A 12,061-nucleotide genomic window follows, 5' to 3' on the forward strand; every position below is an offset into this window, starting at 1 on the left:
CCCCGCGCAATCCCGGGCTTTGCCCGGGGCCGCACCTGATGCCGGTCCGCCTCCCGGTCCGGTATATGATATGTGAGTTCTGAGGCTGACATGACGCCGACCGAGACCTGGAAAAGAGTTCTGATCCTGCTGGTATGTGCCTGGGGGATCATCGCTGCGCTGCCCAATGCGTTTTACGACCGTGTGGAGCGGCATAATGATGCGGCAGCCGATATCGCGAAAGCCGATGGTGTGGCCACGACAGAAGAGGCCGCGGATCTGGCGCTCTGGCCGAACTGGGCGCCTTCGGCGCTGATGCCGCTGGGGCTTGATCTCAGGGGCGGCGCGCATCTTCTGGCGCAGGTCCAGGTCGAGGATGTTTACAAGGCGCGGATCGACGGGCTCTGGCCCGAAGCGCGCGATGCGTTGCGCGATGTGCGCGATGATGTCGGGGCCGTGCGCCGCGCGCCGTCGCCCGAAGATACATTGCGCATCACCATCTCGCGCCCCGAGAATATGGCGAAAGCCATGGCGGCGGTGCAAAAGCTCGCTTCACCGGTGATGACGCTGACCGGTTCGCAGGCCTCTGATATCACCATCACCTCGCAGGGTGCGGATATCGTGATCCAGCTGACCGCGAGCGAAAAGACCGCGACCGATGACCGCACGATGCAGCAAAGCCTCGAGATCATCCGCAACCGCGTCGACCAGGCAGGGACCCGCGAGCCGACGATTCTGCGCCAGGGCTCTGACCGGATCCTGATCCAGGTGCCGGGCATCGGGTCGGCGGCCGAGCTGAAATCGCTGATCGGCACCACCGCGAAACTGACCTTCAACGCCGTGGTTGGCAGCACCTCGGATGCCGGTGCCAATCCGGGGCCGCGCAATATGTTGCTGCCGTCGAAAGACCAGCCCGGCCTTTACTACATCGTCGAGGAAACGCCGGTCGTCTCGGGCGAGAACCTTGTCGACAGCCGCCCGGCCCAGGATGACATGCAGCGCCCGGCGGTGAGCTTCCGCTTTGACACGGCAGGCGGGCGCCGGTTCGGCGATTACACCGCCAATAATATCGGCAAACCCTTTGCCATCGTGCTCGACAATCAGGTGATCTCGGCGCCGACAATCCAGGCCCATATCTCGGGCGGGGCAGGGATCATCACCGGCCGTTTCTCGGTCGAGGAAACCACGGAACTTGCGGTTCTTCTGCGCGCCGGCGCCCTGCCGGCCAAGATGGACTTTCTGGAAGAGCGCACCATCGGGCCGGAGCTTGGCGCCGATTCCATAGAGGCCGGCAAGACGGCGGCGATCATCGGCCTTGCGGCGGTGCTGATCTATGTCGTCGCCTCCTACGGTCTGTTCGGCTGGTTCGCCAATGTGGCGCTGGTTCTGAACGTGATCATTCTTGTGGCGCTGTTATCGGCGATCGGGGCGACCCTGACATTGCCCGGGATCGCGGGGATCGTGCTGACCATGGGCATGGCCATTGACCAGAACGTGCTGATCTTTGAGAGGATCCGCGACGAATTGCGCGACGGCGCCAATCCGCAGCGCGCCTGTCAGGTCGGGTTTGAACGCGCCTTTTCGGCCATTATGGACGCCAATATCACCGCGCTGATGACCGGCTTCATCATGTTCTGGATCGGTTCGGGTCCGGTCAGGGGCTTTGCGGTGACCTTCACGCTGGGCGTGATCACCTCGATGTTCACGGCCGTCTATGTGACGCGGCTGGTTGTCGAGCTGTATATCAACAACAAACGCCCGAAAACACTCGTGGTTTAAGGGGAGGATACGGTTATGGCATGGCGTCTTAAACTCGTCCCCGCAAAGACGAATTTCGACTTCTTCAAACATCAGTGGATCACCTTCTCGCTTTCGATCGGGATGATTGTCGCCTCGCTTGTCTGCGTGGCGGTGATGGGGCTGAATTTCGGGGTCGATTTCAAGGGGGGCACCACGATCCGCACCGAATCGACCGCAGCGGTCGACGTGGCGGAATATCGCGAGGCGCTGGCCGCCCTGCAGCTGGGCGATGTCTCGATCTCGGAAGTGAAGGACCCGTCCTTCCGCCCTGACCAGCATGTCGCCCAGATCCGCATCGGTGCGCGCGAAGGCGAAGAGGCGGTGACGCCCGAAGTGATCCAGGAAATCGAAGAGGCGCTGAAAGCCGTCGATCCGGCGATCACATTCCCGTCGGTGGAATCGGTTGGCCCGAAGGTCTCGGGCGAGCTGATCTGGAAAGCGGTTGCCGCGATTTTTGCAGGGTCGGCAGCGATCCTCGTCTATATCTGGATGCGGTTCGAATGGCAGATGGCGGTTGGCCTGGTGGCGGCGCTTTTGCATGACGTGATCGTGACGGTGGGGATCTTCTCGCTGTTCCAGATCCGGTTCGACCTCTCGATCGTGGCGGCGTTGCTGACGATCCTTGGCTATTCGGTCAATGATACCGTGGTGATCTTTGACCGGCTGCGCGAGAACCTTGCGAAATACAAGGCGATGCCGCTGCGCGAGATGATGAACCTCACCACCAACGAGACGCTGTCGCGGACAGTGATGACGGCGACCTCGACGCTTCTGGTTCTGATCGTTCTGCTGATCTGGGGCGGCGATGTGATCCGGGGCTTTGTCTTCGCGATGACGCTGGGTGTGGTGCTCGGTACCTGGTCGACGCTCTATATGGCGAAGAATATCGTGCTTTATCTGGGTGTTGACCGCGGTGACAAGCCGAAAGCCCCGAAGAAGTCGAGCGAATTCGCCGATGTCGATGCGTAAGGGTGGGGCATGCGCCTGACCGAAATCAGCTATGCCGAGGCCCGGCCGATTGACGGCTACGGGCCCGGCTTTTTCCGGGTGAATGATCATGTGCTGCGCGGGCCTGCGCTGATCACGCCCTGGGATGCCGGCCCCTGGGGCGGGCTCGGAGATACGGAGAGCCTGCTGGACCTGACCGGGCGGATCGATGTTCTGCTTCTGGGTATGGGCGCCGAGATCGCCTGGCCGCCGCGCGCATTGCGCGAGACATTGGAGGCTGCCGGGATCGGCGTCGAGCCGATGTCCTCGCCTGCCGCCTGCCGTACCTATAATTTCCTGCTCTCCGAGGGCCGCAGAATTTCGGCCGCCCTTTTACCCCTCGGCTGAGGCAGCCCGGAATTTTTGAAAATTCCGGCCCAATTCCTTCACAGGAATTGGCGCGGCGCGCGAAACGGGCTAGGGCTGTGCGATGGAACTCAGGGTCGAAAATCTTGCAGTCGCCCGCGGCGGGCTGGTGGTGCTGGAGGGGATCAGTTTCACCCTGCGCGCCGGTCAGGCCCTGGTGCTGCGCGGCCCGAACGGTATCGGCAAGACCACTTTGCTGCGCACCATCGCGGGGCTGCAACCTGCCATTTCCGGCGAGGTCAGTACCCCCACGGATGGCCTCGCCTATGCCAGCCATGCCGACGGGCTGAAATCCGCGCTGACGGTGGACGCGAATATCTCCTTCTGGGCTTCGGTATTCGGCACGGGGCAGACGGCTGCCGGGGCCGCGCTTGAGCAGCTGGATCTGACCGCATTGCGCCACCGCGCCGCCGGCCAGCTTTCCGCCGGGCAGAAGCGCCGCCTCGGCCTTGCGCGGCTTCTGGTCACCGGCCGGCCGATCTGGCTGCTGGATGAGCCGACCGTCTCGCTTGATCAGGCCGCCGTTGCGCTTTTCGCCGGCGTCCTGCGTGCCCATCTCAAAGACGGTGGCGCGGCGCTGATTGCCACCCATATTGACCTTGGCCTCGATGAGGCGGGGGGGCTTGATCTCACGCCCTTCCGGCCAAAGCGCCAGCGCGCCGTCGCGGGTGGTTTCGACGATGCGTTCGGCGAGAGCTTCGGAGGTCCAGGATGATTGCGCTCCTGATCCGCGACCTGTCGCTTGCCTTTCGCGCCGGGGGGGGCTTTGGCCTTGGTCTTGCCTTCTTTCTGCTCGTTGTGGTGCTGGTGCCTTTGGGCGTCGGGCCGGACAGCGCCATTCTTGCCACCATCGCGCCAGGCGTGCTCTGGGTGGGGGCGCTTCTTGCCTCGCTCCTCAGCCTTGACCGGATTTTTGCGCTCGATCATGAGGATGGCAGTCTTGACCTTCTTGCCACCGCCCCCTTGCCGCTTGAAGGGGTCGTGGCGGTCAAGGCGCTGGCGCATTGGCTGGTCACGGGGCTTGCGCTGACACTGGCCTCGCCGCTGCTCGCGGTTTTGCTTAACCTGCCTGCCGCAGGATACCCTTGGCTTCTGCTCTCGCTCGCGGTCGGCACGCCGGCGCTTTCGGTGATCGGGGCTTTTGGGGCCAGTCTGACCATCGGCCTCAGGCGCGGCGGGCTATTGCTCTCGCTCCTCGTATTGCCGCTTTACGTGCCAACGCTGGTTTTCGGGGCCGAGGTCGTGCGGCGCGGCGCGGCGGGGCTCGCGCTGGCGACACCGCTTGCGCTCCTTGCCGCGATTACGGCCGGCTCGCTGGCGCTGCTGCCCTTCGCCGCAGCCGCCGCAATTCGGGTTAACTTGCGCTGAATCAGTCTATAACAGGGTCTCGCGCGCTACAAAGCACTGGTGAGGCAGAACAGACGGGCCGATATGTCGATTTGGGAATTCGCCAATCCGAGAAATTTCATGCGGCTTTCCGGGCGGATCCTGCCCTGGATCGCGGCATTTGCCGGCCTGTCGCTTGGGATCGGGCTGATCTGGGGCTTTTTCTTCACCCCTGATGATTACAAACAGGGCTCGACCGTCAAGATCCTGTTCATCCACGTGCCCGCGGCGATGATGGCGATCAATGCCTGGATCATGATGCTGGTCACCTCGCTGATCTGGGTGATCCGGCGCCACCATGTCTCGGCACTGGCGGCGCGGGCGGCGGCGCCGGCGGGGCTTGTTTTCACGCTGATCGCCCTGGTCACCGGTGCGCTCTGGGGGCAGCCGATGTGGAACACCTGGTGGGAATGGGATCCGCGCCTGACCTCGTTCCTGATCCTCTTCCTGTTCTATCTTGGCTATATCGCGCTCTGGTCGGCGATCGAGGATCCTGAAACGGCCGCGGATCTGACCGGCATTCTGTGCGTGGTCGGTTCGGTCTTTGCTGTGATGTCGCGCTATGCGGTCAAGTTCTGGAACCAGGGGTTGCATCAGGATTCGACCATCCTGAAAGTCGGTGAGAAAGACCCGCTGGATGTGGCCTATTACGTGCCCCTGGTGATCTGCCTGGTCGGATTCGTGTTGTTTTTCATACTGATCGTGTTGCTGCGAACCCGGATGCTGATCCGGGCGCGGCGGCTGATCGCACTTGAGGCAAGGGAGAGGCTCGGATGATGCCGGATCTTGGAAACTATGCGGCAACGGTGCTGGGCGCCTGGGGAGCGACGCTTCTGGCGCTGGCCGGGCTGCTTGTTCTGACGCTTTTGCAGTCGCGGCGGGTGGCACTTGCGCTGGCCGAGGCCGAGGCGCGGGCCCACCAGGCCAGGGCAACGGAGGCGAAGGAATGAAACCCCTGTATCTGCTGCCACCTCTGGCCTTTGCCTGTCTCGCCGCTGTCTTCTGGTTCGGGATGCAGCGCGAAGGTCAGGGCGAGATCCCCTCGACCTTTATCGGGCGCGCGGCGCCGGTTCTGCCCACGACATCCCTGCCCGGAACACCGCTTCTGACGGCGGAAGACCTCCGGAAGGGCGAGGTGACGGTGGTGAATTTCTGGGCCTCCTGGTGCCCGCCCTGCCGGGCGGAACATCCGGTTCTCAAGGCGATGGCGGCGGATGGCATCCGGGTCGCCGGCGTGAATATCATGGATAAAGAGGCCGATGCGACCGGCTATCTCGAGAAAGACGGCAATCCGTTCTTCGCCATTGCCACCGATCCGGGCGGGCGCAACCGGGTGGAATGGGGCGTCTCTGCACCGCCCGAGACCTTCATCATTGATGGAGATGGCACGGTTCTGTTCAAATTTACCGGGCCACTGGTCGGCACCGATTACGAATCGCGCTTTGTCCCCGCCCTTGCTGCGGCTCTGAAGTGAGAGCCTTTGTCTTTGCCGCAGCGTTTCTGACCTGTGGGGCGATGGCACAGGCAGAGACGATCCGGCCCGACACCAGCTTTTTCACCGGTGTCTATGAACGGGTCGGGCGCAGCGGTGCCGAGGTTCCGGCGCTGATTGACGATCTGGTCCGGATCACGCCGGTCGATGGGACCTGGGCACTTGATGTCTTCCCCTGCGCGACCGTGGCGGATCAGGATGCGCCGATCCGCCTGAACCCGCTGGACTTTGGGGAAGTGCCGAATATCCTGGAGGGGCAAGCCGGGCCTTCCGGCCTCTGGTGTCAGTATTTCACCGATCACAGCAATTACCCGATCCTTACCTGTCAGTCCGAAATGGGCGCGCGTTTCACGCTCTGGCCGATTACGGATGAGCGACTGACTGTCTGTATGATGGCGGCGGGACAGTCGCGGCCCTGAAACAGGGCGATATACCGGCAAGCGCCGCCAGACAGGCCCGCCCCGGAGAAGGACCGCGCTGCGCTCAGTTGAGCAGTGACAGCGTCAGCATCCCGAAAGGCATCAGCAATTCGGCAAAGGGCAATGCGGGCAGAGAGAACCGCCTGTTTGCCAGAGCCTTCGATACAAAGACGTTCCGTCTGGTCGTTTTCGCAAGCAAAGCTGTGCATTCCCCTTGCCAGATCGCGGATTGCGAGGGCAGGGGCGGGAAAAGGGCGCGGGCGGGGATCCCGCGGTCACGCATGTCAAGGCGTGTGGAATGGCGCATGGAAAAGCCCTTCTGGCTGAACCCGTCCAGATTGCGCGATTCGGGTAAAAAGGAACTTAACCGGAACAAATGGGCCGGATCGCTCCGGCCCATTCGCGATAGTCCTTTGCCATATGCCCGATCAGACGCTGGCGAGATTGCGCAGCACGTAATGCAGCACGCCGCCGTTTTCGACATATTCGATCTCGATGGCGGTATCGATGCGGCAGCGGATTTCGACGGTCCGCTCGCTTCCATCCGCCGCGCGGATCGTCATGGGGACAAGGCTCAGGGGCTTCAGCCCGCCCGCGAGACCATGGATCGAGATTTCCTCATCCCCCTTCAGATTCAACGTCTTGCGGGTATCTCCGCCGGTGAATTCAAAGGGAATCACCCCCATGCCAACGAGGTTGGAACGGTGGATACGCTCGAAACTTTCCGCGACGACCGCTTTGACCCCCAGCAGTGCGGTGCCCTTGGCTGCCCAGTCGCGCGAGGACCCTGCGCCATATTCCACGCCGCCAAAGATCACCAGCGGCCGGCCCAGTTCCTGCCAGGCCATCGACGCGTCGAAGATCGAGGTCTGCGCCCCGTCCGGCCCCAGAGTATAGCCGCCCTCGACGCCACCCTGATCATTGGCCAGCATCTCGTTTTTGATGCGGATATTGGCGAATGTGCCGCGCATCATCACCTCGTGATTGCCGCGCCGCGAGCCATAAGAGTTGAAATCGCGCGGCGCCACCTGGCGTTCCTGCAGGTATTTCCCCGCCGGTGTCGTCGGTTTGAACGAGCCCGCCGGCGAGATATGGTCGGTCGTGATCATATCGCCGAGGATCGCCAGCACCCGCGCGCCTTCGATATCCGAGATCACGCCGGGGTCACGCCCCATATTCTGGAAATAGGGCGGATTCTGGATATAGGTCGAAGCGGGCGGCCAGTCATAGGTCTCGGCCCCGGTGACCTCCACCGCCTGCCAACGGGTATCCCCTTTGAAAACATCGGCATATTTGGCCTGGAAAACCTCGCGCGTGACGACGGTGTCGACGATGTCACTGATCTCTTTCTGGGTGGGCCAGATGTCTTTCAGGTAGACGTCGCGGCCGTCGGGCGTCTGTCCGATCGGGTCGCGGGTCAGGTTGACGTTCATGTCACCGGCAATCGCATAAGCGACCACCAGCGGCGGCGAGGCGAGGAAATTCGCACGCACATCAGGGCTGATCCGGCCTTCGAAATTGCGGTTTCCCGACAGCACCGCCGCCGCGACCAGATCATTGTCGCTGATCGCTTTCGAGATCGCCGGATCGCCCAGCGGCCCGGAATTTCCGATACAGGTGGTGCAGCCATAACCCACCAGGTTGAAGCCGAGCGCGTCGAGATCTTCCTGCAGCCCTGCCGCCTGAAGATATTCACCCACCACCTGCGAGCCGGGCGCGAGCGAGGTCTTGACCCAGGGTTTGCGGGTCAGGCCCAGATCGCGGGCCTTCCGCGCCACCAGACCGGCACCGATCATCACATAGGGATTCGAGGTATTGGTGCAGGAGGTGATCGCCGCAATCACCACCGAGCCGTCGGTGAGGGTATAATCCTTGCCCTCGACCGGCACCACTTTGCGCACATCCTTCGGCGGCGCGGTGATCGCGCCGCCCTCATCGCCCATATCCAGCGCGTCGGGGCTGACATCAATGCCGCGGTAATCGGCCACGACCTTGTAGAAACTGCGGGCCGATTCGGTCAGCGGCAGATAATCCTGCGGCCGTTTCGGCCCCGAGATCGCCGGGACGATGGTGCCCATGTCGAGCTCCAGCGTGCTGGTATAGATCGGATCGTAATCGGGCCCGCGCCAGAAGCCGTTTTCTTTGGCATAGGCCTCGACCAGCGCGATGCGGGCCTCGTCGCGACCGGTATTCCTCAGATAGCGCAGCGTCTCGCCATCAATCGGGAAGAAACCGCAGGTGGCGCCGTATTCGGGGGCCATATTGGCGATGGTGGCACGGTCGGCAAGCGGCAGGTGATCGAGACCCTCGCCGTAAAACTCGACGAATTTGTTCACCACGCCGTGTTTTCTGAGCATCGCCACGACCTTCAGCACCAGATCGGTCGCGGTGGTGCCTTCGACCATTTTCCCGGTCAGTCTGAAGCCGACCACTTCCGGGATCAGCATTGAGACCGGCTGGCCCAGCATCGCCGCCTCGGCCTCGATCCCGCCGACGCCCCAACCCAGAACGGCGAGGCCATTGACCATGGTGGTGTGGCTGTCGGTTCCGACCAGCGTGTCCGGGTAGGCCACCAGCTCGCCATTCTGGTCTGTGTCGGTCCAGATCGTCTGGGCCAGATATTCCAGATTGACCTGGTGACAGATGCCGGTGCCGGGCGGCACGACGCGGAAATTGTTGAACGCCTTCTGCCCCCATTTGAGGAAGGTATAGCGCTCCATATTGCGCTCATATTCCAGGTCGACATTCATCTGGAAAGCGCGGGGATTGCCGAATTCGTCGATCATCACCGAATGGTCAATCACCAGATCGACCGGGTTCAGCGGGTTGATCTTTTGCGCGTCACCGCCCAGCCCGATGATCCCGTCCCGCATCGCGGCCAGGTCCACCACGGCCGGCACACCGGTGAAATCCTGCATCAGCACGCGGGCCGGGCGGTAGGCGATCTCGATCGGATTCCGCCCGCCCTGGGCGCCCCAGGTCGAAAACGCGCGGATATCATCTCTGGTGACGGTCTTGCCGTCCTCAAAACGCAGCATGTTCTCAAGCACGACTTTCAGCGAGGCGGGCAGGCGCGAGAAATCCCCAAGTCCGGCCGCCTGTGCCGCCGGGATCGAATAATAGCTGACGGTCTGGCCGCCCGCGCTCAGGGTTTTACGGGTTTTCTGGCTGTCATGTCCGACGGTGACGGTCATGTCTTCGCTCCTTGAAAAACTGGCGTGGCATCTTACGGCTGCGGCGGGCGAGGCGGTGCCCGGGGGTGTCAGGAACTATGTATGCAGTCGTATACCAAATTTCCAGACCCCGGAGATGACGCGTTCCACAGCCAGAGCCGCAGGTCAGGCCCGGGATCGCTGGCCCGCCCCTTGAGGGCCTGCCCGTCCCGGGACCCGGGGCGCGGAGACAGGACCCGGGGGGCTGCAATGGCGGAAACGGCGGCAAAGGGGGCAGAAACGCCGGCGAAACTGCATTGCGATTGCAGCATGGCGAGGCCGGCGAGGGAAGGGGAAAACAGTCCGGCACGCGGAAGATTGCAGGCAATCGCAAAACCTTGATTGGCAGGCAGGGGGTCGGTTTCCTATACAGGGTTGACTACAGGGATGGGCGGGGTCCGGGCAATGCCCCGATATTCGCTGACGCCAGCCGGGAAAGACATGAGATGCGACATTTGCTCAGCGCCGCCTGCGGCCTGGTTCTGACCTGCGCGCTTGCAGGTCCGGGCGCCGCCGAAGACCTGGCAGAAAAGGCGGCGCCTCTGGCCGCCGGTGCCGGCCCGGTGGTGGTCGAACTCTTTACCTCGCAAGGCTGTGTTTCCTGCCCGCCGGCAGATGAATTTTTCGCCAGCCTCACCAAAGACAAGCGCGTGATCGCGCTTTCGCTGCATGTCGATTACTGGGATTACATCGGCTGGGAAGACAGTTTCGGCTCTGCGGCGTTCACTGAGCGGCAAAAGGAATATGCCCGCACCATCGGATCACGCACGATCTATACGCCGCAATTCATCATCGGCGGTGTCGAACGAATCGAGGGCTTTGATCCGGAAGCGACGCTGAAGGCACTGGCCGATCACGTTGCCGCCAAAAGCCCGGTGACGCTGATGGTCACGCGTGACGGCGACAACCTGGTGATCCGCGCCAAAGCCGACCCGCCGCTGGAGGCCCCGGCCCGGGTCGAGCTTGCGCGCTACATGCCCGAGGCAACGGTCGATATCGAGCGCGGCGAAAACGCCGGCAAGATTGTGACCTACCGCAATATCGTGACCGAATGGGAGAGCCTTGGCGACTGGGCCGGGCAGGAGCCGCTTGAGGTCAGCATCCCGATCACCGGTAGCAATCCCGCGGTGGTGTTCATTCAGGATGTCAGTGGCAAAGGGGCCAAAGCGGCAGGGCCGGGGCAGATCTTTGCGGCTGCGGTGACCCCCTGAGCCAGATCAGATCCGGGCTCTGTCTCCTGGTTGCTGCCGGAGCACGGGACAGGTCTGTCCCGGCAACCGTTATTTCAGGCAAAGCCAGACATTCTGAAGGCTTTGCCATCGTCAGAAATCAGCTTAAGCGGGTTATCCCGCATGTGATTGTCGCTGGTAATCCGTGACCGGTCCGCCCCGTCATTTCATCACAGCAAGCGGCGGCGGGATCATTCCAGTCCTGGCCATCAATCTGGAACAGGACCCAAAAGCGGCAGGAAAGAAACGCAGGCAGAAAAGGCCCCGGGTCAGGTTTCGGCATCCGGCGACGGCAGTCTGGCGCCCCCGTGTTTCCAGCGTTTGTGGATCCAGAACCACTGGCCGGGATAGCGCCGCACCAGCGCCTCAAGGCTGTCATTCAGCGCCTGGGTCATGGTGACCGGGTCACTATGCGGGATCGGGTCCTCCACGATGACCTGGAAGGACAGCCCGTCCTGCTGGCGCACCGCATAGACCGGCACGCAAAGCGCATCATATTTCAGCGCGAGCTCTGCTGCCGAAAGCGCGGTCTGCGCCTCATGGCCGAAGAAACCCAGAAGCGGCGCGCGGGTCATATGCTGGTCGATCAGCATCCCGAGCATGCCGCCCTGGCGCAGGAATTTCACCATCTGCCCCAGACCCTCGCGCCCGCGCGGGAAAAGCGGTGTGCCAATGGTCGAAATCGCCCTGAGGTAATGTTCGTTGAAATAGCGGTTCGACATATTCATGTAGAGCGCGCCGACCGTAAAGCCGCGTGCGATCAGGGCGGCGCGGGTGGCGTCATAATTGCCGAAATGCGCGGTGACGAGGATCACGGGGCGGTTCGTGCGGCGGGCTTCCTCCAGCGCGGCGACGCCTGCGCCGGTCAGCGGCAATCCGGCGGCGCGGGCGATGAATTCCTCGCCCGAATAGATCTCGATCAGGGTGCGGCCTACATTGTCGGGCACATCGCGGACGATTTTCTCGACCTCGGCCTTTGGCAGATCCGGCATTACGAGGGCCAGATTGCTCCGGATGCGGCGGCGGTAGCCGGCCAGTGGCGCGATCACGCCCGAGACGATCCTGCCGCAGAGCGGTACCCGGATGCGGTAAGGCAGCCGCTTCAGGCTCCAGATCAGCGCCCGGAACAGGCGGTCCTGCAGCCAGTGGCGTGGATTTGCCTCTTGTTTGTCGCTCATCATTCAGCCCGTT

General features: G+C 62.7%; 13 protein-coding genes. 10 read left to right on the forward strand and 3 right to left on the reverse strand.

Annotated elements, in window-relative coordinates:
* Positions 1 to 90 precede the first annotated feature (90 nt).
* The 9 genes from secD to BLW25_RS04080 all read left to right on the forward strand — a co-directional run bounded on the left by secD (position 91) and on the right by BLW25_RS04080 (position 6,429).
* Positions 91 to 1,758, forward strand: a complete 1,668-nt coding sequence (gene secD, locus BLW25_RS04040; RefSeq protein ID WP_092896556.1) for a protein translocase subunit SecD — start codon at positions 91 to 93, stop codon at positions 1,756 to 1,758.
* A gap of 15 nt (positions 1,759 to 1,773) precedes the next feature.
* A complete protein-coding gene (gene secF / locus BLW25_RS04045; RefSeq protein WP_092896558.1) occupies positions 1,774 to 2,748 on the forward strand; it encodes a protein translocase subunit SecF in 975 nt (324 codons plus the stop codon).
* Positions 2,749 to 2,757: 9 nt separating this feature from the next.
* On the forward strand, positions 2,758 to 3,114 hold the full coding sequence (locus tag BLW25_RS04050) for an Mth938-like domain-containing protein (RefSeq protein ID WP_092896560.1): 357 nt from the start codon (positions 2,758 to 2,760) through the stop codon (positions 3,112 to 3,114).
* An 82-nt stretch (positions 3,115 to 3,196) separates the two neighbouring features.
* A complete protein-coding gene (gene ccmA, locus BLW25_RS04055) occupies positions 3,197 to 3,847 on the forward strand; it encodes a heme ABC exporter ATP-binding protein CcmA (protein WP_092896562.1) in 651 nt (216 codons plus the stop codon).
* Positions 3,844 to 4,500, forward strand: a complete 657-nt coding sequence (gene ccmB / locus BLW25_RS04060) for a heme exporter protein CcmB (protein ID WP_092896564.1) — start codon at positions 3,844 to 3,846, stop codon at positions 4,498 to 4,500. The genes ccmA and ccmB overlap by 4 nt, the downstream gene beginning before the upstream one ends.
* A gap of 63 nt (positions 4,501 to 4,563) precedes the next feature.
* The gene (locus tag BLW25_RS04065) at positions 4,564 to 5,295 is read left to right on the forward strand and encodes a heme ABC transporter permease (RefSeq protein ID WP_092896566.1); all 732 of its coding nucleotides are present in this window, start codon (positions 4,564 to 4,566) and stop codon (positions 5,293 to 5,295) included.
* Positions 5,292 to 5,468 carry a heme exporter protein CcmD gene (gene ccmD / locus BLW25_RS04070; RefSeq protein WP_216279328.1) on the forward strand — a complete coding sequence of 59 codons (177 nt, stop codon included), beginning with the start codon at positions 5,292 to 5,294 and terminating at the stop codon, positions 5,466 to 5,468. Before BLW25_RS04065 ends, ccmD begins: the two co-directional genes overlap by 4 nt.
* Entirely contained in the window at positions 5,465 to 5,992 is a 528-nt protein-coding gene (locus tag BLW25_RS04075; RefSeq protein ID WP_092896568.1) for a DsbE family thiol:disulfide interchange protein, read from the forward strand. Before ccmD ends, BLW25_RS04075 begins: the two co-directional genes overlap by 4 nt.
* A gap of 41 nt (positions 5,993 to 6,033) precedes the next feature.
* Entirely contained in the window at positions 6,034 to 6,429 is a 396-nt protein-coding gene (locus BLW25_RS04080; protein ID WP_143040434.1) for a hypothetical protein, read from the forward strand.
* Between the two features lie 64 nt (positions 6,430 to 6,493).
* Here BLW25_RS04080 and BLW25_RS04085 read toward each other — a convergent pair whose 3' ends face one another.
* A complete protein-coding gene (locus tag BLW25_RS04085) occupies positions 6,494 to 6,736 on the reverse strand; it encodes a hypothetical protein (RefSeq protein ID WP_143040435.1) in 243 nt (80 codons plus the stop codon).
* 121 nt (positions 6,737 to 6,857) lie between these two features.
* Positions 6,858 to 9,623 (reverse strand): aconitate hydratase AcnA, encoded by a 2,766-nt coding sequence (acnA, locus tag BLW25_RS04090; RefSeq protein WP_092896574.1) that lies wholly within the window; start codon positions 9,621 to 9,623, stop codon positions 6,858 to 6,860.
* Positions 9,624 to 10,087: 464 nt separating this feature from the next.
* Here acnA and BLW25_RS04095 point away from each other — a divergent pair, with 464 nt between their 5' ends.
* Positions 10,088 to 10,852 carry a DUF1223 domain-containing protein gene (locus BLW25_RS04095; RefSeq protein WP_253188204.1) on the forward strand — a complete coding sequence of 255 codons (765 nt, stop codon included), beginning with the start codon at positions 10,088 to 10,090 and terminating at the stop codon, positions 10,850 to 10,852.
* Positions 10,853 to 11,139: 287 nt separating this feature from the next.
* Here the strand turns inward: BLW25_RS04095 and BLW25_RS04100 are convergent, their stop codons facing one another.
* A complete protein-coding gene (locus BLW25_RS04100; RefSeq protein ID WP_092901486.1) occupies positions 11,140 to 12,048 on the reverse strand; it encodes a lysophospholipid acyltransferase family protein in 909 nt (302 codons plus the stop codon).
* Positions 12,049 to 12,061: the final 13 nt, after the last annotated feature.

The sequence above is a fragment of the Rhodobacter sp. 24-YEA-8 genome, assembly GCF_900105075.1.
GTDB lineage: Bacteria > Pseudomonadota > Alphaproteobacteria > Rhodobacterales > Rhodobacteraceae > Pseudogemmobacter.

Coding starts and splice junctions, on each gene's coding strand:
- BLW25_RS04065 (WP_092896566.1), top strand. CDS start 4,564: ATGTCGATTTGGGAATTCGCCAATCCGAGAAATTTCATGCGGCTTTCC.
- ccmD (WP_216279328.1), top strand. CDS start 5,292: ATGATGCCGGATCTTGGAAACTATGCGGCAACGGTGCTGGGCGCCTGG.
- BLW25_RS04085 (WP_143040435.1), bottom strand. CDS start 6,736: ATGCGCCATTCCACACGCCTTGACATGCGTGACCGCGGGATCCCCGCC.
- acnA (WP_092896574.1), bottom strand. CDS start 9,623: ATGACCGTCACCGTCGGACATGACAGCCAGAAAACCCGTAAAACCCTG.
- BLW25_RS04075 (WP_092896568.1), top strand. CDS start 5,465: ATGAAACCCCTGTATCTGCTGCCACCTCTGGCCTTTGCCTGTCTCGCC.
- BLW25_RS04095 (WP_253188204.1), top strand. CDS start 10,088: ATGCGACATTTGCTCAGCGCCGCCTGCGGCCTGGTTCTGACCTGCGCG.
- secD (WP_092896556.1), top strand. CDS start 91: ATGACGCCGACCGAGACCTGGAAAAGAGTTCTGATCCTGCTGGTATGT.
- BLW25_RS04100 (WP_092901486.1), bottom strand. CDS start 12,048: ATGAGCGACAAACAAGAGGCAAATCCACGCCACTGGCTGCAGGACCGC.
- ccmB (WP_092896564.1), top strand. CDS start 3,844: ATGATTGCGCTCCTGATCCGCGACCTGTCGCTTGCCTTTCGCGCCGGG.
- BLW25_RS04080 (WP_143040434.1), top strand. CDS start 6,034: ATGGCACAGGCAGAGACGATCCGGCCCGACACCAGCTTTTTCACCGGT.
- BLW25_RS04050 (WP_092896560.1), top strand. CDS start 2,758: ATGCGCCTGACCGAAATCAGCTATGCCGAGGCCCGGCCGATTGACGGC.
- ccmA (WP_092896562.1), top strand. CDS start 3,197: ATGGAACTCAGGGTCGAAAATCTTGCAGTCGCCCGCGGCGGGCTGGTG.
- secF (WP_092896558.1), top strand. CDS start 1,774: ATGGCATGGCGTCTTAAACTCGTCCCCGCAAAGACGAATTTCGACTTC.